General features: G+C 54.6%; 19 protein-coding genes. 8 read left to right on the plus strand and 11 right to left on the minus strand.

The window, feature by feature from the left end; all coding sequences use genetic code 11:
• Positions 1 to 2 precede the first annotated feature (2 nt).
• From RT52_RS07575 to zapA, 4 genes are all read right to left on the minus strand, one after another.
• Positions 3 to 2,357 carry an endonuclease MutS2 gene (locus RT52_RS07575; protein ID WP_034816431.1) on the minus strand — a complete coding sequence of 785 codons (2,355 nt, stop codon included), beginning with the start codon at positions 2,355 to 2,357 and terminating at the stop codon, positions 3 to 5.
• The gene (gene polX / locus RT52_RS07580) at positions 2,358 to 4,067 is read right to left on the minus strand and encodes a DNA polymerase/3'-5' exonuclease PolX (RefSeq protein WP_034816434.1); all 1,710 of its coding nucleotides are present in this window, start codon (positions 4,065 to 4,067) and stop codon (positions 2,358 to 2,360) included.
• Between the two features lie 69 nt (positions 4,068 to 4,136).
• The gene (locus RT52_RS07585) at positions 4,137 to 4,673 is read right to left on the minus strand and encodes a CvpA family protein (RefSeq protein ID WP_024369780.1); all 537 of its coding nucleotides are present in this window, start codon (positions 4,671 to 4,673) and stop codon (positions 4,137 to 4,139) included.
• Between the two features lie 8 nt (positions 4,674 to 4,681).
• Complete coding sequence (gene zapA / locus RT52_RS07590; protein ID WP_024369779.1) at positions 4,682 to 4,903, minus strand: cell division protein ZapA; 222 nt, start codon at positions 4,901 to 4,903, stop codon at positions 4,682 to 4,684.
• Positions 4,904 to 5,113: 210 nt separating this feature from the next.
• Here zapA and RT52_RS07595 point away from each other — a divergent pair, with 210 nt between their 5' ends.
• The 3 genes from RT52_RS07595 (at position 5,114) to RT52_RS07605 (ending at position 7,476) form a co-directional block, all read left to right on the plus strand.
• The gene (locus RT52_RS07595; RefSeq protein WP_034816437.1) at positions 5,114 to 6,328 is read left to right on the plus strand and encodes a dicarboxylate/amino acid:cation symporter; all 1,215 of its coding nucleotides are present in this window, start codon (positions 5,114 to 5,116) and stop codon (positions 6,326 to 6,328) included.
• 62 nt (positions 6,329 to 6,390) lie between these two features.
• Positions 6,391 to 7,236, plus strand: coding sequence for a GNAT family N-acetyltransferase (locus RT52_RS07600; protein WP_034816438.1), 846 nt, complete (start codon positions 6,391 to 6,393; stop codon positions 7,234 to 7,236).
• Positions 7,237 to 7,278: 42 nt separating this feature from the next.
• A complete protein-coding gene (locus tag RT52_RS07605) occupies positions 7,279 to 7,476 on the plus strand; it encodes a hypothetical protein (protein WP_245175493.1) in 198 nt (65 codons plus the stop codon).
• 34 nt (positions 7,477 to 7,510) lie between these two features.
• Here RT52_RS07605 and RT52_RS07610 read toward each other — a convergent pair whose 3' ends face one another.
• On the minus strand, positions 7,511 to 8,821 hold the full coding sequence (locus RT52_RS07610) for a murein hydrolase activator EnvC family protein (protein WP_034816442.1): 1,311 nt from the start codon (positions 8,819 to 8,821) through the stop codon (positions 7,511 to 7,513).
• A 292-nt stretch (positions 8,822 to 9,113) separates the two neighbouring features.
• Positions 9,114 to 9,629 (minus strand): VanZ family protein, encoded by a 516-nt coding sequence (locus RT52_RS07615; RefSeq protein ID WP_034809856.1) that lies wholly within the window; start codon positions 9,627 to 9,629, stop codon positions 9,114 to 9,116.
• Positions 9,630 to 9,787: 158 nt separating this feature from the next.
• Here RT52_RS07615 and RT52_RS07620 point away from each other — a divergent pair, with 158 nt between their 5' ends.
• Together RT52_RS07620 and RT52_RS07625 are read left to right on the plus strand one after the other, a co-directional pair.
• Complete coding sequence (locus tag RT52_RS07620) at positions 9,788 to 10,264, plus strand: glutathione peroxidase (RefSeq protein WP_034816514.1); 477 nt, start codon at positions 9,788 to 9,790, stop codon at positions 10,262 to 10,264.
• Positions 10,265 to 10,317: 53 nt separating this feature from the next.
• Entirely contained in the window at positions 10,318 to 10,770 is a 453-nt protein-coding gene (locus RT52_RS07625) for a hypothetical protein (RefSeq protein WP_034816443.1), read from the plus strand.
• Positions 10,771 to 10,781: 11 nt separating this feature from the next.
• Here RT52_RS07625 and RT52_RS07630 read toward each other — a convergent pair whose 3' ends face one another.
• Entirely contained in the window at positions 10,782 to 11,723 is a 942-nt protein-coding gene (locus RT52_RS07630) for a CAP domain-containing protein (RefSeq protein WP_034816445.1), read from the minus strand.
• Positions 11,724 to 11,745: 22 nt separating this feature from the next.
• A complete protein-coding gene (locus tag RT52_RS07635) occupies positions 11,746 to 12,192 on the minus strand; it encodes a MarR family winged helix-turn-helix transcriptional regulator (RefSeq protein WP_034816446.1) in 447 nt (148 codons plus the stop codon).
• A gap of 117 nt (positions 12,193 to 12,309) precedes the next feature.
• On the opposite strand from RT52_RS07635, the gene RT52_RS07640 reads away from it, so the two are divergent.
• From RT52_RS07640 to RT52_RS07650, 3 genes are all read left to right on the plus strand, one after another.
• Positions 12,310 to 12,726 carry an organic hydroperoxide resistance protein gene (locus RT52_RS07640; protein ID WP_034816448.1) on the plus strand — a complete coding sequence of 139 codons (417 nt, stop codon included), beginning with the start codon at positions 12,310 to 12,312 and terminating at the stop codon, positions 12,724 to 12,726.
• A 131-nt stretch (positions 12,727 to 12,857) separates the two neighbouring features.
• Positions 12,858 to 13,715: a metallophosphoesterase gene (locus tag RT52_RS07645; RefSeq protein ID WP_034816451.1), complete on the plus strand. Its 858-nt coding sequence runs from the start codon at positions 12,858 to 12,860 to the stop codon at positions 13,713 to 13,715.
• Positions 13,716 to 13,820: 105 nt separating this feature from the next.
• Positions 13,821 to 14,960, plus strand: a complete 1,140-nt coding sequence (locus tag RT52_RS07650; RefSeq protein ID WP_034816454.1) for a zinc-dependent alcohol dehydrogenase — start codon at positions 13,821 to 13,823, stop codon at positions 14,958 to 14,960.
• A gap of 36 nt (positions 14,961 to 14,996) precedes the next feature.
• Here the strand turns inward: RT52_RS07650 and RT52_RS07655 are convergent, their stop codons facing one another.
• The 3 genes from RT52_RS07655 to abc-f all read right to left on the minus strand — a co-directional run bounded on the left by RT52_RS07655 (position 14,997) and on the right by abc-f (position 18,484).
• On the minus strand, positions 14,997 to 15,905 hold the full coding sequence (locus RT52_RS07655; protein ID WP_034816456.1) for a cation diffusion facilitator family transporter: 909 nt from the start codon (positions 15,903 to 15,905) through the stop codon (positions 14,997 to 14,999).
• Between the two features lie 111 nt (positions 15,906 to 16,016).
• Positions 16,017 to 16,781, minus strand: coding sequence for a hypothetical protein (locus RT52_RS07660; protein ID WP_245175494.1), 765 nt, complete (start codon positions 16,779 to 16,781; stop codon positions 16,017 to 16,019).
• Positions 16,782 to 16,792: 11 nt separating this feature from the next.
• The gene (abc-f, locus tag RT52_RS07665) at positions 16,793 to 18,484 is read right to left on the minus strand and encodes a ribosomal protection-like ABC-F family protein (protein WP_034816459.1); all 1,692 of its coding nucleotides are present in this window, start codon (positions 18,482 to 18,484) and stop codon (positions 16,793 to 16,795) included.
• Between the last annotated feature and the right edge of the window lie 344 nt (positions 18,485 to 18,828).

Genomic DNA, 18,828 nt, shown 5'->3' on the forward strand with positions numbered 1-18,828 from the left:
CCTCACTTCAACTCGACGACCGTGACCCCGAGTCCACCTTCGCCCATGCCGCCCGGGCGCTGACTCTTCACGTGGCGATGTCCTTTCAAGAACTCTTGCGTCGCTTGTCGCATCGCTCCCGTACCGAGCCCATGGATGATGCGGACGTTGTCGTAACCCGACACGAGCGCCTCGTCGATATATTTGTCTAGGCGTGAGAGTCCTTCCTCGACGCGGACCCCTCGCAAATCGAGCTCCGACTTCGTCGTGCTCTGGCGCTTCAACGAGCTGCCTTTCGCTTTAAGCGGCTGCTCTTTCGACGGTCCGATCTTCTGAAGGTCGTCCGCTTTGACGTTCACTTTCATGATCCCGACCTGGACGTTGTACTCGTTGTCGTTGATCTGGTTCACGATATAGCCTTTTTGATTGAACGTCGTCACTTTCACTTCTTCGCCTTTACTGAACGTACGTTTCTGTTGCGCTTTTTGTTTCACTTTTTGGATCTTTTTATCTTGGAGCGTCGGTTTCGCCGATTCGAGCTCTTTCTTCGCGGCGATGATCTCATGCTCTTTGACGATGCCCTGCTCACGCAGCTTCTTCAATCGGTCGATGACTTCGTTCGCTTGGCGCTTCGCCTGCTCGACCGCCTTATCGGCTTTCGCCTCGGCCTCGCTAAACATCGTATCGCGTTCTTTCTCGAACTCCGTCATCTTCGCCTCGAACGCCGCCTGCTCTTCTTCGAGGTCGTGGCGCTTGACGATCAACTCTTGTTCGAGTTGCTCGGCGCGTTGTTTCGCCGACTCGAGCTCGTTGATCATCGATTCGACCGACTCGGCGTCGGTGCCGACGTGGCTCCGCGCCTTGTCGATGACGTCCTCGGACAACCCGAGGCGACGGCTAATCTCGAACGCGTTCGAGCGTCCCGGCACACCGATCAACAGACGGTACGTCGGGCTGAGCGACTCGATATCAAACTCCATCGAGGCGTTCATGACGCCTTCCCGGTTATAGGCGTACGCCTTCAGTTCCGAGTAGTGCGTCGTCGCGGCCACACGGGCGCCACGGCGCTTCACTTCGTCGAGGATGGCGATGGCGAGGGCGGCCCCTTCTTGTGGGTCGGTCCCGGCACCGAGCTCATCGAACAAGACGAGTGACATGAAGTCGATCTTGTCGAGCATGCTGACGATGTTCGTCATGTGCGAACTGAACGTCGAGAGACTCTGCTCGATTGACTGCTCGTCCCCGATATCGGCGTAGACGGCGTCAAAGACGGATAGCTCCGTCCCAAACTCAGCCGGCACGTAAAGACCGGACTGTACCATGAGCTGAAGCAGACCGATCGTCTTGAGCGTGACTGTCTTCCCGCCGGTGTTCGGGCCGGTGATGACGAGCGACGTGTAATCCTCACCGAGCTCGACCGTGATCGGGACGACCTCGTCGCGAGGGATGAACGGATGACGCGCCTGTTTCAACTTGATTTCCCGGGCGTCGTTCAGCTTCGGCTCGGTCGCCTTCAACTCATGACCGTACGCGACTTTCGCGAACACGAAGTCGAGCGTGGCGAGCACGTCGAGGTTCGTCACGACCGAATCGGCAACACCGCCGACAAGGTTCGACAGCTCGCTCAAGATGCGGTCGATCTCGGCGCGTTCTTTCAAACGCACTTCTTGAATCTCGTTGTTGATCGAGACGATTGCCTGCGGCTCGATGAAGAGCGTCTGACCGGAAGCCGACTGGTCGTGGACGATCCCGCCGAACGCTTGGCGGTACTCTTGTTTCACCGGGACGACGTAACGGTCGTTTCGGATCGTGACGATGGCGTCCGACAACATCTTGGCGTTGTTGCGGAGAATGTTGTCGATGCGGGAACGGACGCTTCCTTCATAGCTACGGAGCTGCGTCCGGAGACCGCGCAGTTGTGAGCTCGCCGAGTCTTGGACCGTGCCTTGGTCGTCGATGGCGTGGCGAATCGACTGCTCGACTTCAATCAGTTTCGTCAAGCGCTCCGCATACTCGTCGAGACGCGGGATACGGAGGTCTTCGTTGTCTTCGTGAAGCTTTTCAAAGAAGTTCTTCACTTGGCGGCCGCTGTACATGACGGCGGCGACGGCGAGCAGTTCACTCGTCGAGAGCACCGAGCCGATGGCGGCCCGTTTCACTTCGGCGCGGACGTCGGTCAAGCCACCGAGTGGGAGTCGGTCACGGAGACGGACGACCTCGGTCGCCTCCTTCGTGACGTTCAAATTGGCGAGCACCCGGTCGTATGAGTAATCGGGTTGCATCGTGAGCGCCCGGTCTTTCCCGAGCGAGCTCGCGGCGTGGGCGGCGAGCTGTTGGCGTAATTTTTCATATTCTAAAACGCGTAACGCGTGGTCCATCTAGCATGTTCCTTTCTGTCGCTTCGCGTCGAAGAACGCCTTGGCGTCCTTAAACGAGAGGCAGTTGATGATATCGGACGGTTCGAGATAGGCTTTACGGGCGTGCAAGACGCCGAGCGCCATATCTTCCATCATGTCCGGGTGATGCGTGTCGGTGTTGATCATCATTTTGACGCCGGCCGCTTTCGCTTTCTTCAACGTCGAGGCCGTCAAATCGAGCCGGTTCGGGTTGGCGTTCAACTCGAGCGCCGTGCCCGTCTCTTTCGCGAGGGCGATCAAGCGCTCCTCGTCGATCGGATAGCCGTCACGGCGTCCGATGAGTCGGCCCGTCGGATGAGCGATGACGTTGACGTAAGGCGAACGACAGGCGTTCTCGAGCCGGGACATGATTTCGTCGACCGATTGGTCCATCTTTGAGTGGATTGAGGCGACGACGTAGTCGAGCGTCGCTAAAAACTCCGGCTCATAGTCGAGCGTGCCGTCAGGCCGGATATCCATCTCGACGCCGCGCAACACGTGCATGTCGTGCTTCTTCGCGGCTTCGAGGATCTCTTCCCCTTGCGCTTCGAGACGTTCCTCGGTCAAGCCGTTGACGAACGTCATGTACTTGCCGTGATCGGTGATGGCGATCCACTCGTAGCCGCGCGCTTTCATCGCCGCTACTAGCTCGTCGACCGTCAACTTCCCGTCCGACCAGACCGTGTGCATGTGGGCGTCGGCCTTGATGTCGTCGAGTGTGACGAGTTTCGACAAGTCGTGCTCGAACTCGAGGTTTCCTGCCCGCAGCTCGGGCGGGATGAACGGCAGGCCGTAACGCTCGAACAGCTCCGCTTCCGTCTCCGGTTGCCAGAGGCCGTCCGCCGTCTCGACGCCGTACTCGGAGATCGACTCGCCTTTTGCTTTCGCGAGCTGGCGCATTCGGACGTTATGGTCTTTCGAACCGGTGAAGTGGTGGAGCGTCGCAGCGAATGCGCCCGGCTCGACCATCCGGAAGTCGACCGACACCATCTCTTCGCGTTCGAGGACGAGCGATACTTTCGTTTCCCCGGCCGCGATGACTTCATTGATGAACGGGAGCTCGAGCAGCTTGTCCCGGAGGGCGACCGGTTCTTCGGTCGCGATGATGAAGTCCAAGTCTTTACACGTCTCTTCGGCCCGGCGGAAGCTACCCCCGACCGAATGACGGAGGACGAGTGATTCGTTTTCGAGCACGGTCTCGATCTCTTCGACGACCGGACGCATCATCGCGTACGATAGGCGTTCCGGGCGCGATTCGAGGTTTTTCGCCGCGGCGAGCAGTTTCTCGACGCTCTTCGCGCCGAAGCGTGGGAGCTCGGAAGCCGTCCCGTCTTCGAGGACGCGGATGAGCGACTCCAAGTCGACGACCCCGATCTCACGGAGTTGCGCGAGCTTCTTGCCACCGAGCCCTTGAATCTTGAGTAATTTCATCAGACCGAACGGGATCTCTTCTTGGAGCGACTCGAGCACTTCGCTCCGCCCCGTGTCACGCCATTCTTCGAGCACGGCCGCCGTGCCTTTACCGATGCCTGGGATCGTCGTCAAATCCTCGATCTCATCGAGTTCAAGTTCTGAGTTCTCAAGCGCCGTCGCGGCTTTCCGGAAGGCGTTGATTTTGAACGGGTTCTCACCCTTTATTTCCATGTATTGTGCGATTTTTTCGAGCAGCATCATCGCTTCAACTTTATTCATAACTTTTCCCCCTTATCCATACAGAAAAGGCCGAGACACAAGCACTTGCTTGCATTCCGGCCTGTCGTGTCACAGCATCTTATTCGAGAACCATTCCGAAAGATACGGTGTATCTTGAATGATGAACGTCGCAAGCGACGAGTTGTCGACGGCGTTTTGCACACCGGCCATCGGGACGAACGCGATCACCCAAAGGATGAAGAACGTGATGACGTACGACTCGAAAAATCCGAGGACGGCACCGATAATCCCTTTCAATTGACGCAAGATCGGCAAGTCCGTCAAGAAGTCGAGCATCGACAAGATGAGATGCAAGACGAGTTTCGTGATGACGAACAAGACGACGAACCAGAAGACGTTATAAAACGTCATCTCGATCCCTGAGAGCGAGTTCAAGTCGAGCACACCGCCAGGGAGCGTCCCGTCAAGTTGAGATGGATATGGGATCCATAGTTTGAACGCTTCGGCGAGGTCCCGGTAATAGGCGTTGGCGACGATAAAACTGATGATGAGCGCGACCCAGTGGCCGAGCTGTAGAATCGCCCCACGGCGGAAACCGTTGACGATTCCGATAAACAAGAAAAACAGTATAAGTAGAGTAACCATATAGTAATTTATTCTCCCGTATTTCGTTTAGATTTGACGTGATCGCTCGCGATTTGAATGGCCGCGAGAACCGCCGCCTGACGAGCGTCTAAATGAGGGGACTGTTCACGAATCTCACGGATTTTACTATCGACGAGAAAGCCCACTTCCCTCACATGATCGGCTGGCTCCTCGCTCACAATCGTATAATCTTGACCCGCGATGTGGATCGTTGTTCGTTGTACCTGCACGCGTCACCCCTCCTTTACGTCTATTCAAAATTAATCATAACATCGATTGTATATTAGGAAAAGAAGAAGCCCCTTCCTTTTATGCGACAACAATTTATGTTACCCTATTTCAAAGTTGTCAAACGTCAATCTTTGTTGAAAATGAAAAGATAGGGTGGCAACCGCGCTGGAAATGTGCGAAAATAGCAACAATTCAAACATTTAGAAAGGATGATTTATTTGAAATTACGAATTGGCCTTCTAGGTCGCATCATCATCGCTATCGCGTTTGGTATTTTAATCGGTAGCCTCGTACCAGAAAGCCAGAGCTGGATTGTACGGACGTTCGTCACGTTCAACACGATTTTTGGGCAGTTCTTAGGCTTCGCTATCCCACTCATCATTCTCGCCTTCATCATCCCGGGCATCGGGGAGCTCGGAAAAGGTGCTGGCAAACTTGTCGGCTTGACGGCCGTCATCGCTTACTTGTCGACAATCGTCGCCGGTACGCTCGCTTACTTTGCGACGAGCAACTTGTTCCCACAAATCTTGGCACGCGATACGGCATCAGCTGAAAACCCAGAAGAAGCATTGCTCAGCGGATTCTTGAACTTTGAGATTCCACCTGTATTTGGTGTCATGACCGCGCTCGTCCTTGCCTTCGTCATCGGCATCGGGATTGCCGCGATTGAAAGCAAACGTTCACTCGACCTTGCCATGGATTTCCGCGATATTATTGAACTCGTCATCAGCAAAGTCATCATTCCACTCTTACCGATTCACATCGCCGGAATTTTCATGAACATGACGTTCGCAGGTCAAGTCGCGCAGATTCTTTCTGTATTCTCGCTCGTCTTCGTCACAATCATCGTCCTCCATGCGACGATGCTCATGATTCAGTATTCGATCGCAGGCGGTCTCAACAAAGAGAACCCGTTCAAGTTGCTCAAAACGATGATGCCGGCTTACTTCACAGCCATCGGGACGCAATCATCAGCTGCAACGATCCCGGTCACGCTTCGCCAAGCGAAAGCGAACAACGTCGACGAAGGCGTTGCCAACTTCGTCGTTCCTCTCTGTGCGACGATTCACTTGTCTGGTTCAACGATCACACTCACATCGGTCGGTGTCGCCCTCATGTACTTGAACGGCATGCCGATGTCATACGCCATCGTCCTCCCGTTCATCCTCGCCCTCGGCGTCACGATGATCGCGGCACCAGGTGTCCCTGGTGGAGCCGTCATGGCCTCACTCGGACTGTTCGGTTCGATTCTCGGCTTCGACGCGACGATGCAGAGCTTGGTCATCGCGCTCTACTTGGCGCAAGATAGCTTCGGGACAGCGACGAACGTCACAGGTGACGGTGCCATCGCTAAAATCGTCCACTACTTCAAACGTCATACGAAACTACTCGACGATCCAAAAGCACGCGAAGAAATCGCATAACGTGCTCAACGGGCAAGCCTCACGGTTTGCCCGTTTTTCATACATATAAAGGGGGAAACGAAATGGAATTCAAGGTTTGGGACGATCCCGGTGCGTTCTCAGAACGCGTCTTGCCGGAATTGATGAAGCGAGAAGCTGAGCACAGTCTGATGATTGGCATCCTCGGGAACATCCAGCGCGGCGTCTATTCCGCGTACCACCAATTGACGGTCGAGGACGACGGGCAGCTGCTCGCCATCATGCAAGTCACGCCCCCGCATCCGCTCAACTATGTCATCGTGGACGCTTCACGGGCACAAGACGTACACGAGACGGCTATCCCGGCATTACTGGAACGGGATATCCCCTTCACCGAAATCGTGTCGGAACGCGTCCACGCCGAGACGTTCGCCACGCTCTGGCGCGAATATACCGGACAAAACGTCTCGCCTTTCATGGCACAAGGCCTATATCGGCTCGACCGCGTGAACGACATCGAGATGGCGGACGGGTCGATGCGTCATGCAACGACACGCGATCAAGGGCTCCTAGAGGGCTGGTTTCGCGCCTTCGAACGAGATTCGGGACTCGACCCGTCCGAGGCAGAAAAAGTGGTCCGTACCGTCACCATGATGATCGAGAACGATGACGCCGTCATTTGGGAAGTCGACGGTATGCCCGTCTCATGCGCGAAACGTTCAAGGCCGACGGAGAACGGCGTCACCGTCTCGTTCGTTTATACCGTACCTGAGCAACGGGGGAACGGCTATGGACGCTCCATCGTCGCCGCGCTCAGCCGTGAGCTGTTGAAGACGAAACGCTTCTGTACGCTCTACACCGATTTGACTAATCCGACGTCAAATAAGATTTATCAAGAGGTCGGGTACGAACCGATCATGGAATCTTCATGGATCCGACTCGCTAGATGAATCCTCCCGCCTCCCCTATACTGATAGGTGGAGGCGATTTTTATGAGGCATTGGTGGAATCAAATCCCGAAACGGGTCCGTCACGTCGTAGCGACCGTCCTCATCGGCTCGGTCGTCGCTTATATGATGATTGTCGGCGGCATGAGCGTCCTTGACGACCCGAATTGGGATACGCTCTGGTTGAGCGTCTTCGGGGCCGCGCTGTTGACGTTCATCAGTTACCGGGCAACAAAAAAGTGATCGACGCGTTCGTCGATCACTTTTTGTATATCGCTTAGAAGAATGAAGCTGGGTTGACCGTGTTGCCCGCGCTCGAAGACGAGTACGAGTAACCGCCACGGTGAATCTCGAAGTGAAGGTGTGACCCTGTCGAGTTCCCTGTGCTGCCCATCCCACCGATGTTTTGACCTTGTGAGACACGTTGTCCCGCTGAGACCGACACCGAGCTCAAGTGAGCGTATACTGTCGTCCACACTTGTCCGTTGATGACATGTGTGATGATGACGTGGTTCCCGTAAGCGCCACCCCATCCTGCAGTCGTGACCGTCCCTGTCTGTGCCGCGTGGATTGGCGTACCGACTGGTCCAGCGATATCAATTCCGTTATGGAACGTATAGCCGTTCGCACCGCTTGCCGCGCCCCATCCTTGTGAAAGACGGCCGCTTGCAGGGCGTTGGAACATGCCGCCGCTCGCCGGTGCTGATGCTGCCGGTGTCGCTGCCGCCGCGCTCGATGACGATGACGCGTTTGATGCTTGTTGTTTCTTCGCTGCTGCCGCCGCTGCCGCTTCAGCTTCGGCTTTACGTTTCGCTTCTTCAGCTGCACGACGTTGTGCTTCGATTTCAGCCTTGATTGACGCTTCTTGTGCTTGGAGCGTTGACTCCATCTCTTTCAAGCTCATCAATTTCGACTCGAATTTGATTTTTTCTGCGTTCAACTTCTTGATTTTCGCTGCGCGCTCTTTCATTTTCTTATCGAGTGCCGCTTTGCGCTCTTCAAGTTGTTCTTTTTGTTTCACGAGCGTATCGCGCTCCGCTTTAAGATCCGCTTGCGCTGCAGCGAGCTTCTCTTTCGTCGCTTGATACTCTTCGAAGATTTGCTTGTCGTTCTCTTGGATCGTGCCGGCCGTGATCATGCGTGTGATCAAGTCGCCGAAGTCTTTCGAACCGAAGATGAACTCCGCCCAGTTAATCGACGTGCCGCCGTTCTTTTGCATCGTCGCCATCCGCTCTTTCATGAGCTCTTCTTGGGCTTTCATTTTTGCTTCGTACTTCTTAATTTGTGCTTCAAGCTCTTTAATCTTTTCTTGTGTCGCACGAATCTCAGCCTTCTTTTGCGCGACGTCGTTGATGACGTCTTGAAGCTCAGCGTCTAACTTGTTGATCTCTTGCTGCTCTTTGCTGATCGCTTGCTCACGCGATTGAATCGAGGCGTTCGCTTTTGACTGTTCAGAACTATTCTGTTGTTGCTGCTGCTGGACTTTCTTTTGCTTGTCTGTGAGTGACGCCGCAAAACCAGGAGTCGTGCCGCTGATAAGAAGAGTCCCTAGAGTGACGGTTGCCGCAAGTTTCTTCAAGTTAACCAATGTGCTTCCCTCCGCTGAGTCGTGTGAATTTCTATCTATAATAGATTCGTAAGTTTGTCGATTATTGACGAGATTTCGTTCTCGCTCTGTGACTCATTATAGCAATCTAAACCTAAAGTTATTTTACACTTATATTTCATTCGCATTACATTGACCTGATTTAGGTTTTATCGCTTAAAAAACGTGGGTATATAGGCAGATTTGCTCATTTTTCTGTCACAAGTTCTCCGTATAAAAAAAGAAAAGCGCTTCTAGATGCGCTTTTCACATAACAACCTTATACATTTTTGTTTTACCTTGTCATCATGTAGCCTGATCGCGACTTACGCTTTCGCCGTTTCACTAAATAGAGGCCACCGAGGAGCACGACCCCACATAGCGCACCGAAGCTGTCTAAGACGACGTCTTGGATGAGCGGCGTCCGCTCCGGCGTCAAGCTCTGATGGAACTCGTCATATACGCCGACCGTGGTCGCAAGCGCCCAAGCGAACAAGAGCGTAAGCCCGGCATGAATACGAGTACGCGAGACGGCTTTGACGAAAAGCGCGCCGAGGACGAAGAAGACCGTGAAGTGCGCGGCTTTTCGAATCAAAAATTCAATCAAGCCGACCGTTCCTTTCGACTCGAGTGAGACCGGGTCACCCGCGTAATCGAAATCCACGTTTCCGAGCATCGGCTCGGCCCATCCCCATTCGAACCGTTCGAGCGGTGAAACGATGCTCTGCTCCGAATAAGGTGTCGCGCTCGAGAAGAATAAGCCGACGAGAATGAGAGTGATCCAAATAAATTCATTTTTCAATATGTACATAACATCGATCCTTTCTGTCTGCGAGCTTCATTATACGAGTTTCTTCCCATTACATTGTAACAAGGGCATCATCGTTTCGTGACAATTTGATTGCGGACAACCGATTTAAAGTCGTACATGGGAAACGCGCTTGCTATACTAGAGGCAAAGGGGGAAACATAATGATCTATCAATACGAAGCGACAGACATGAGCGGTAAGCTCCAACCATTATCGAAATATGAGGGAGACGTACTATTAATCGTCAACACGGCAAGCAAGTGCGGCTTCACGCCGCAACTCGACGGCCTCGAGACGTTGTACGCGCAATATAAAGACCAAGGACTCCAAGTGCTCGGCTTCCCGTGTAATCAGTTCGGCCATCAAGACCCAGGGACGAACGAAGAGATTAACGAGTTTTGTCAGTTGAACTATGGTGTGTCGTTCCCGATGTTCGCCAAAGTCGACGTCAACGGCAAAGACGCGCATCCACTCTTCCAATACTTAGCGAAGGAAGCACCGGGACTGCTCGGCTCGAAGGCGATCAAGTGGAACTTCACGAAATTCCTCGTCGACCGCCAAGGAAACGTCATCGAACGGTTCTCCCCGCAGACGACGCCGGCCGAAATCGAATCCGCCATCAAAAAGTTGATTTAAATGAAACTTGTCCCATCCTCCGTTCGTACGATACATAAAGGAGGATGGGATTCATGTTTCATACATATACACGGCAACGGAACGTCGTGCGCACGACTGCGTTTCTTACTGTCTTGTTTCTCGGCCACGAACTCACCTTTCAAGGGGCGGACCAGACGGTGGGCTATGCCGAGACGAATCCGAGCTGGTTGCCTGAGGCGTGGACGGCAAACCCGCTGCTTACCTTGTATCTCGGTGTGCTATTGATTTTATTCATCGACCTTGTCGTGTCAAGTATCGTTTATCGAAAGCATAGTTCACCTACCTACGTCCGTCGTTTCATCGCGTTGCAGTTCTTCGGCGCGCTCGTCGCCACGTCCGCCTACTTGACGGCCGTCTATGTTGAGCCACGTTGGCCGTTCACGTTTCTCGTCTCATTCGGGATTATGATGTCGTTCGGCTTGACGGACAAGTTTTTAAAACCGCTTCAACCAGAAAAACAGGAAGGTGTGCCGAATGAACGGTGACCTTCCTGTTTTTAGCGTGGCGTGATGAAATTAATTGTATAGAACGGGCTATTGTCGTCGTTATGCACAAGTCCGACCGACGCATGTGTGAACTCAGGCTTCAAGATGTTCTCGCGGTGACCGAGCGAGTTCATGAGCCCCCAGTGGGCGTGAAAGACACTCATCTGGCCCATCGCCAAGTTCTCTCCGGCGACCGAATATGTGAGCCCGTACTCGTTCATCCGCTCGAACGGGTCCCGTCCTTCTGGGTCCGTATGGCTGAAGAAATTGTTCTCCGCCATATTCTCGCTATGTGCCCGAACGACGGGAAGGAGCGGCTCATAGTCGGCGAGCGCTGACAGGTTAAACTTTTGGCGGTCCCAATTCATGAGTAACCGCATGAGCGTCTCGTTCCCGACCGTACTTTCGGCTGAGATGTCGCCGTAATACCCGTCACTCGCCTCTTCGACGCGACGGTCGACGGAAAGCACGGCTTTCAGCTTGTCATCGTCGTGTTGATCGAAGAAGAACGTGACGTAATTGCCGTTAATCGCATACACCGAAAACGACGGGTCGTCGGGAATCAAGTAGCGGCGCATCCCTTTATCGTACGAACGGACGGCGTCGAAACCGATTTGCTCGACGTCTTGCCGCGTCGTCTCATCCACAATCAGACCTTCATACGTGCTCCCCGTCTCGAATTGATAGAACCCTTTCTTCGCGCCGTCCGCATCGATCAATTCGAGCGTCCGATCGCCGTTTCGTTCGAGCAAGTACCAATCATTCCCGGCATATTGGCTAGCAAAGCGCGGGGCATCGGTGACTTCAGTTGTCTCCTCATCGGTCCCTTCCACTTCCTCCGCCACGTCCGATTTTACTTGAACACTCGTCGGCGCCGAAACGTTCGGCACTTCATATTTCCAAGCGGCATAGCCACCAATCGCCATCAAAATGATGATTAATTTGCGAATCATGTCGACTCCTTTCGCAAAACGCTTACCCTTGTTGCTCACCGAACGCCTTTAAACGCGCTTTGATGTCGATGAGCATCTCCATATAGGCGACATATGTCGCTTCATCTATTTTCAGCATACCACTCACTTGACGCGGAACGTCCTCCGCCTGCTCACGCAGTGCGCGACCTGAATCGGTGAGCGTCAGTACAATGCGGCGCTCGTCATCTTGTGCCCGTACTTTTTCAACATAGCCGATTTGCATCAAGCGTTTGACGAGTGGCGATAGCGTACCCGAGTCGAGCGTCAGCCGTTCTCCGACTTGTTTCAAATCGATTCCTTCCTCTTCCCACAAGACGAGCATGACCAAGTACTGGCTGTACGTCAGGTTTAACGGTGCTAAAATCGGGCGATATAAACGTGTCAGCTCTTTTGAGGCGGTATAGAGCTGAAAACAGATTTGATGTTCTAATGTTAGCGAACTTTTCATTGGTTGTCCTCCGGCTGTAGTCTTAGGACAAGCATATCATTTGCACATTCATTTGACTGCCTTATAATTAAATTGTGCACAATACAATTGTTGAAAATGAAACGGAGGAATTGAATCATGAAACCATTATTCACAGCTTCTGCAACAGCAATCGGTGGCCGCGAAGGACGCGTCACATCAACGGACGGTATCATCGACTTAAACGTCTCGATGCCTGGCTCAAAACATGCGGACGAAGCGACGAACCCTGAACAGTTGTTCGCAGCCGGCTATGCGGCTTGCTTCGGTAGCGCATTGAACCTCGTCATCAGCAAAGAGCGCGTCAAGACGGAAGGTTCAAGCGTCACGGGTCACGTCACGCTCAACCAGGATGACGAAGGCGGCTTCTTCATTTCCGTTGAACTCGAAGTCGAAATCAAAGGCGTCGACCAAGAGACAGCCGAGCGCCTCGTCGAAGCGGCACACCAAGTGTGTCCGTATTCGAAAGCGACACGCGGCAATGTCGACGTCAAATTGACAGCAAAAGCAGCATAATTCCTCTCCCGCTCCTCACCGAGCGGGATTTTTTTGTAACGAAACGATGATCACTCTTTGCCTCGTCATTCTTTGCTTCCTTACGCCAGTCCGAGTAGAATGAAAGAACCGAAGACACAAGGAGGGACGGCATGTTCAAGAAGAGACGGACTTATCTCACGTTCGGCGCCATCGTCACGTTTTTACTCGTCGCCCTCTATAACGGGCTCGTCGTCCGAACGTACGACGTGTCGACCGATAAACTTGAGGCGGGCCAATCTCTCCGTATCGTCCTCTTGTCCGACTTGCACGGCTACTCGTACGGGAAGGAACAGAGCGCCTTGGTTGAAAAGGTGAAAGAGCAGGAACCTGACCTCATCGCCTTGCCAGGTGACATGCTCGACCGGTACCGTTCACCGAACGCCGCCTTCGACTTAATCAAAGGGCTCGAAGGGGTTGCCCCGATGTACTTCGTGACCGGCAACCACGAGATTGACGACTCGGACGATTATGTCCGGCACGACGTGAAAGACGTGTTCCGCTCGCACGGGGTGATCGTCCTCGAGAATGAGGCCGAAGCGCTGACAATCAACGGGATCGACCTCGTCATCGGCGGACTCGAAGACCCGCTCCGGACGTACGTGGAAAACTTACACGGGATATGGGAAGAAGACGCCCTCGTCGCGCTCGAGGATACGGAAACGGACGAGACGTTCAGCATCTTGTTGTCGCACCGGGCCGAGCGGGTCGAGACGTATGCCGCCCTCCCGTTCGACCTCGTCTTGTCGGGTCACGCCCACGGCGGACAAATCCGTATCCCTTACCTCATGAACGGGCTGTACGCGCCCGATCAAGGGTTCTTCCCGAAATATGCCGGCGGCCTGTATGAACACGAGACGTTCGATCACGTCATCGGGCGTGGATTCAACTACAGCATCAGTGTGCCGCGCGTCTTTAACCCCCCGGAAATCGTCGTCATCGACGTGGCCGGGACCGGGACTCCCGAGTGAGTCCCTTTTCCTAATTCCTCCAATTTTCAGGTTCGCCCCGGATCGAAACGGGTAGAGTACAGTTGTTGTGACTTACCTGTTTTTGAAAAAAGGAGGAATGAACGCATGCGCGCAGTGACGTATCAAGGTGCAAAGAACATCGAAGTGAAAGACGTGAAAGACCCGGAGATCGAGAACCGGGAAGAGATCATCGTCAAAATCACCTCGACGGCGATTTGCGGCTCGGACTTACACATCTACTTAGGCAACATGCCGACCCGCCACGGCTACGTCATCGGGCACGAGCCGATGGGCATCGTCGAAGAAGTCGGGCCGGACGTGACGAAAGTGAAAAAAGGCGACCGGGTCGTCTTGCCGTTTAACGTCTCATGCGGACACTGTTATTATTGTGAGCACGAGATGGAGAGCCAATGCGACAACTCGAACCATGCGCCGCACACGGATGCGGGCGGTTACTTCGGCTTCACCGAACAGTTCGGGAACCATCCCGGTGGTCAGGCCGAGTATTTGAAAGTCCCGTACGGCAACTTCATGCCGCTCGTCATTCCAGAATCATGTGAGCTCGAGGATGAGGCGCTCCTCTTCCTATCAGACGTCATCCCGACCGCCTGGTGGAGCCTCGAGAGCGCCGGCATGAAAGCAGGCGACACCGTCGTCGTCCTCGGTTCCGGACCGGTCGGCCTCATGACACAAAAACTCGCCTGGGTCCGCGGTGCGAAGCGCGTCATCGCCGTCGACCCCGAGCTCTATCGGTTAAACCGGGCGAAACTATCGAACAACGTCGAGACGGTGCTCATGAAAGACCCAATCGATACAGGTAAATACATTTACGAGATCACAAACGGCGGCGCCGACGTCGTCATCGACTGCGTCGGATTCGACGGCAAAATGTCACCAATCGAGAAAGTCGAACAGAAACTGATGGTCCAGGGCGGAACGCTCAGCGCCATCAAAGTCGCGAAAGAAGCGGTCCGGAAATTCGGGACAGTCCAACTGACGGGAATTTACGCAATGAACTATAATCAATTCCCGCTCGGCGACTTTTTCACACGCAACGTCAGCATCAAGACGGGACAAGCGCCGGTCATCCACTACATGCCGGAGCTGTTCCAGATGATTGTCGACAACAAGTTCGACCCGACCGATATCATCACGCACCGGATGCCGCTCGACCAGGCCGCCGATGCGTATAAAATCTTCAACGACCACCTCGACGACTGCGTCAAAGTCGTCTTGAAGCCATGACGAAAGCGGTCCCCGATTTTACTGGGGACCGCTTTTTTACCATATGGTTCGTTCCTTACAGCAGGCGGGTGCCCGCTCGATTTGGACGGTCGAGCGTTCGAATGCACCGAACCGGTTGATTCGATTCGTCACGTCATGGAGCACGGCCTGATCGTCCGTCGTCTCATCAATCAAGACATGGCACGTCACTGCGTATTCGTTCGACGTGATCGACCAGACGTGCAAGTCGTGAATCTCGTTCACACCATCGACGCGCAACAACTCGTTTTGCATCGCGACGACATCGACTTCATGCGGCGCCCCTTCCATCAAGATGTGGACAGCGTCCCGCGTGACGCGATAGCCGCTAATCAAGATGAGCACGGCGACAAACAGGCTCGCGATGGAGTCGGCGAGCGTCCAACCGAATAAGAGGATGAGCAGTGCCGCCGTGATGGCTCCGACCGAACCGAGCAGGTCCCCGAACACGTGTAGCAGCGCACTCCGCACGTTCAAGTTGTCTCGCTCCCCCCGCATCAAAATCCACGCGGCAAGGACGTTCACGACCAAGCCGACGATGGCGATAACGAGCATGCCGCCGCTCATGATTTCCGGTGGGGAGAAGAGGCGCTTGTATGCCTCGATCATGATGTAGATGGAGATGACGAGTAACGTCAAGCCGTTCACGAACGCCGCTAAAATCTCGAAACGCCGATAGCCGAACGTCCGGTCCGGCGTCGCCCGTCTCGCTCCGAAACGGACGGCGAGGAAACTGAGTCCGAGCGCCGCGGCGTCACCGAGCATATGCCCGGCGTCCGACAGCAAGGCGAGACTGTTCGTCCACAGCCCACCGACGACCTCGACGACCATGAACGTCGCAATCAACAGAAACGCAAGAAACAGCGCCCGTTGATTCGTCGTATGATGGTGATGATGATCGTGCCCGTGATGGTCATGCCCAGCCATAATATCCCCTCCTCTTCCTTGATTATATTCCACCTGCCCCATACAATCAAACGCTCATTTGAATGTATGACCAAAAAGAGAGCGGAAAGGCATCCCTTTCCACTCTCTCGCTTATTTCTGTTCGAGTCGGACGCGCATGATCCCGCTGTACGGGAACAGTTTCAACTGCATCGTCTCCCCTTCGTACCAGCTTCCGGAAGCTTGGTCACTCGACGCTGTCAACTCGGGCGATGCGACCGGTTGCTTGTCCCAGTCGATCGCTTTCACTTTCCCGTCCCGCATCATGAGGAAGAATCCGTCATAGAAGTGATACTCGTTGACTTGGTCGCGCTGGACGGCCTTCGGGGCCCCGAGCTCCGTCCGGACAGACTCCCGGTCCATCCCGAGGAGTTGTAAGGCATCGTCTGATACGGCCGGTAAGACGGCTTGCCACGCCGAGGTAATCTCCTCGTCCGTCGCCGCCGACGTCTCCGTCGTCACTCGTTCCTCGGTCACCCAGCCCGTCAACCGCTCGTTCAGTTGTAGTTTGACGAAACCGCTCACCGTCTCGAGCCGCTCATAACGGTCCCCAAGGTCGGCCTCATAGACAACGGTCACCCGGTCGTCGGCATACACTTTCGTGTACGGCGCCCCGATGTAGACGACATCCTTCGCTTCCTCGACGAGCGGCTCCTCTTCCGAGTCCGAACCGACCATCTCCGTCGCGATCTCGTCGGTTTCCGGTAACGCAGTCTTCGTATCTTTTGAATCCATCAATGCCGCCAAGGCGATGACGCCGACGAGCGATGCAATCAACACAAGCGCCATCAGCGTCCGCAATAACCGCTTCCGTTTCCGGGACGCGGCCCGCGACGTCCGAACTTCTTCCTTCACCATCTACTCCACTCCTACTCGTTTCGTTTCCTTTGTTCGGATTCGTCAAACGGTAAAAGGTTTCCTGCCTCGTCGACAAAAAAATGTTCGGTATCCCGAAGCGTTTTCATCGTCCGAAGCGTCGCCTCGACGTCCGCTGCCGGGCGCGGGTCGCGGTCCCGAATCAATACGCCAGTCCCGAGCTCGATGACCCGGTTCGTCAACCGATGGAACGTCCGGTCGTGTGAAATCAAGATGAGCCCGCCCGGATACAGCTCGAGTGCGGCCTCGATCTGTTCCCGCGTGGCGATATCTAAATAGTTCGTCGGTTCATCGAGGGCGAGCAGGTTCGCGTCCGAGAAGTAAAGGATAAGAAAGGCGATCCGGCATTTCTCCCCCATGCTTGCGTCGCGCATCGGCTTATACACCTCGTCGCGTCGGAACAAGAAGTGCGCGAGCAACGTCCGCGCCTCGGTCTCCGACAAGTCGCTCTCCGCGAGGAGCGCCTCGAGGAGCGTCCCGTCCTGTGGGAGCCGTTCAAGCGTCTGCGAGAAATAGCCAATCTTCAGGCGCGGATGTCGTTTGACCATTCCAGACGCCGGTTCGAGCTCGCCAAGGATGAGCTTTAACAGCGTCGTCTTGCCCGAACCGTTCGCTCCGACAATCGAGATGCGGTCGTTTCGCTCAATCGAAAACGAAACGTCCGTAAACAACGGATCCTCATAACCGAACGAGACCGATTCACACGTCACCCATGTCTTCGCTTCGAGCGGCTCGGCATGGAAGCGAACGTGGACGTGCGCCGTTTCTTTCGGCCGGTTCGGACGCGATGCCTCGAGCTGTTCGAGCTTTCGTTCGCGCGCCTTCATCTTGATCGCAAGGTTGGCCGCGCCTTTTTGGGCACCTGGACTTCGGACGCTCGCCGTCGCCTTCGCTTTTTGATGCCAGCCTTTGTATTGATGAATCATGTCAAGGAGCTCCGACTTCCGAGCCAAATAGCGGGCGTGGGCCCGTTCGTCGCGTCGTGCTTCGTCCCATTTCTGCGTCGTATACGCCGTATAATTTCCCAGGTAACGCGTGACCCGTCCATCCTCGAGCTCGAGGATAACGTCGGCCACGTCGTCGATGAACTGCCGGTCATGCGAGATGGCGAGCACCGTCCCGGGAAATCGTCGGACCCAATCGGTCAACCATTCGATGGACGCGACATCGAGATGGTTCGTCGGTTCATCGAGCAAGACGATGTCGACTTGTTGTAACGTCAACCGTGCCAGTTGGGCCCGCGTCTGTTCACCGCCGCTCAACTCGGACAGTCGCCTCGCTCCATGGGAGAGGCCGAGCCGTTTCAATGCGCGTTTCGCTTCTGCCTCGAGCTCATACGCCCCTCGCTCTATCGCCGCGTCATACGCTCGCATGACGCGGTCCGTCTCACCAGAGGTGACGTCCTCATATAATTGTAAACGCCGTTGATCTCCACTCATGACGTACGAGAGGAGCGTCTCGTCTGAGGTTTCAAGTGCCTGTTCGACGATTCCGACCTTACCATGACGCTCAATTATGCCTGCTTCGGGCGTCAGCGTCCCGACAATCAAGTTGAATAACGTCGTCTTCCCCGACCCGTTCTGTCCGAACAAGACGGCGTGCTCCCCCGTTGCCACATCGAACGAGACGTCTTGAAATAATGGTTGCCGGTCGTAATCGAACCGGACTTGTTTGATGGATAACATAAGTCTCACCTCGCGAATTGTTCCGTTACGCGATGAAACAAAAAACACCATCCGCAATAAGCGGTGGTGTGAAGATCTCCGGTCAAGCGGAAAAAAGGGTTCCCTTCGCCTGAAATTGGACACACTTCACCCGTGACTGTTCGTGCGAACAGTGCTGATTCGTTTCATCAGTTTGGGGCGTGTGACTTTTTCATGGCACCTGGTACCTTCCTTTCCTAAGTTATATCCACCGTATCAAATTGGAAGCGGATTCGCAACCCCGTCCACAATCTCCCATCGTTTCTACGGCTTTGGGCTGATGCGGGTACGTCAGCTGAGCGGTATGATGAAGTCATCTTAGATTG

The sequence above is a fragment of the Exiguobacterium alkaliphilum 12/1 genome (assembly GCF_000714435.1).
Lineage (GTDB): Bacteria > Bacillota > Bacilli > Exiguobacteriales > Exiguobacteriaceae > Exiguobacterium > Exiguobacterium alkaliphilum.

Excerpts from the sequence above, each read along its gene's own strand:
- RT52_RS07600 (WP_034816438.1), top strand. The coding sequence starts at position 6,391 with ATGGAATTCAAGGTTTGGGACGATCCCGGTGCGTTCTCAGAACGCGTC.
- abc-f (WP_034816459.1), bottom strand. The coding sequence starts at position 18,484 with ATGTTATCCATCAAACAAGTCCGGTTCGATTACGACCGGCAACCATTA.
- RT52_RS07655 (WP_034816456.1), bottom strand. The coding sequence starts at position 15,905 with ATGGCTGGGCATGACCATCACGGGCACGATCATCATCACCATCATACG.
- RT52_RS07585 (WP_024369780.1), bottom strand. The coding sequence starts at position 4,673 with ATGGTTACTCTACTTATACTGTTTTTCTTGTTTATCGGAATCGTCAAC.
- RT52_RS07630 (WP_034816445.1), bottom strand. The coding sequence starts at position 11,723 with ATGATTCGCAAATTAATCATCATTTTGATGGCGATTGGTGGCTATGCC.
- RT52_RS07650 (WP_034816454.1), top strand. The coding sequence starts at position 13,821 with ATGCGCGCAGTGACGTATCAAGGTGCAAAGAACATCGAAGTGAAAGAC.
- RT52_RS07595 (WP_034816437.1), top strand. The coding sequence starts at position 5,114 with ATGATTTATTTGAAATTACGAATTGGCCTTCTAGGTCGCATCATCATC.
- RT52_RS07575 (WP_034816431.1), bottom strand. The coding sequence starts at position 2,357 with ATGGACCACGCGTTACGCGTTTTAGAATATGAAAAATTACGCCAACAG.
- RT52_RS07615 (WP_034809856.1), bottom strand. The coding sequence starts at position 9,629 with ATGTACATATTGAAAAATGAATTTATTTGGATCACTCTCATTCTCGTC.
- RT52_RS07635 (WP_034816446.1), bottom strand. The coding sequence starts at position 12,192 with ATGAAAAGTTCGCTAACATTAGAACATCAAATCTGTTTTCAGCTCTAT.
- polX (WP_034816434.1), bottom strand. The coding sequence starts at position 4,067 with ATGAATAAAGTTGAAGCGATGATGCTGCTCGAAAAAATCGCACAATAC.
- RT52_RS07625 (WP_034816443.1), top strand. The coding sequence starts at position 10,318 with ATGTTTCATACATATACACGGCAACGGAACGTCGTGCGCACGACTGCG.
- RT52_RS07645 (WP_034816451.1), top strand. The coding sequence starts at position 12,858 with ATGTTCAAGAAGAGACGGACTTATCTCACGTTCGGCGCCATCGTCACG.
- RT52_RS07640 (WP_034816448.1), top strand. The coding sequence starts at position 12,310 with ATGAAACCATTATTCACAGCTTCTGCAACAGCAATCGGTGGCCGCGAA.
- RT52_RS07660 (WP_245175494.1), bottom strand. The coding sequence starts at position 16,781 with ATGGTGAAGGAAGAAGTTCGGACGTCGCGGGCCGCGTCCCGGAAACGG.
- RT52_RS07605 (WP_245175493.1), top strand. The coding sequence starts at position 7,279 with ATGAGGCATTGGTGGAATCAAATCCCGAAACGGGTCCGTCACGTCGTA.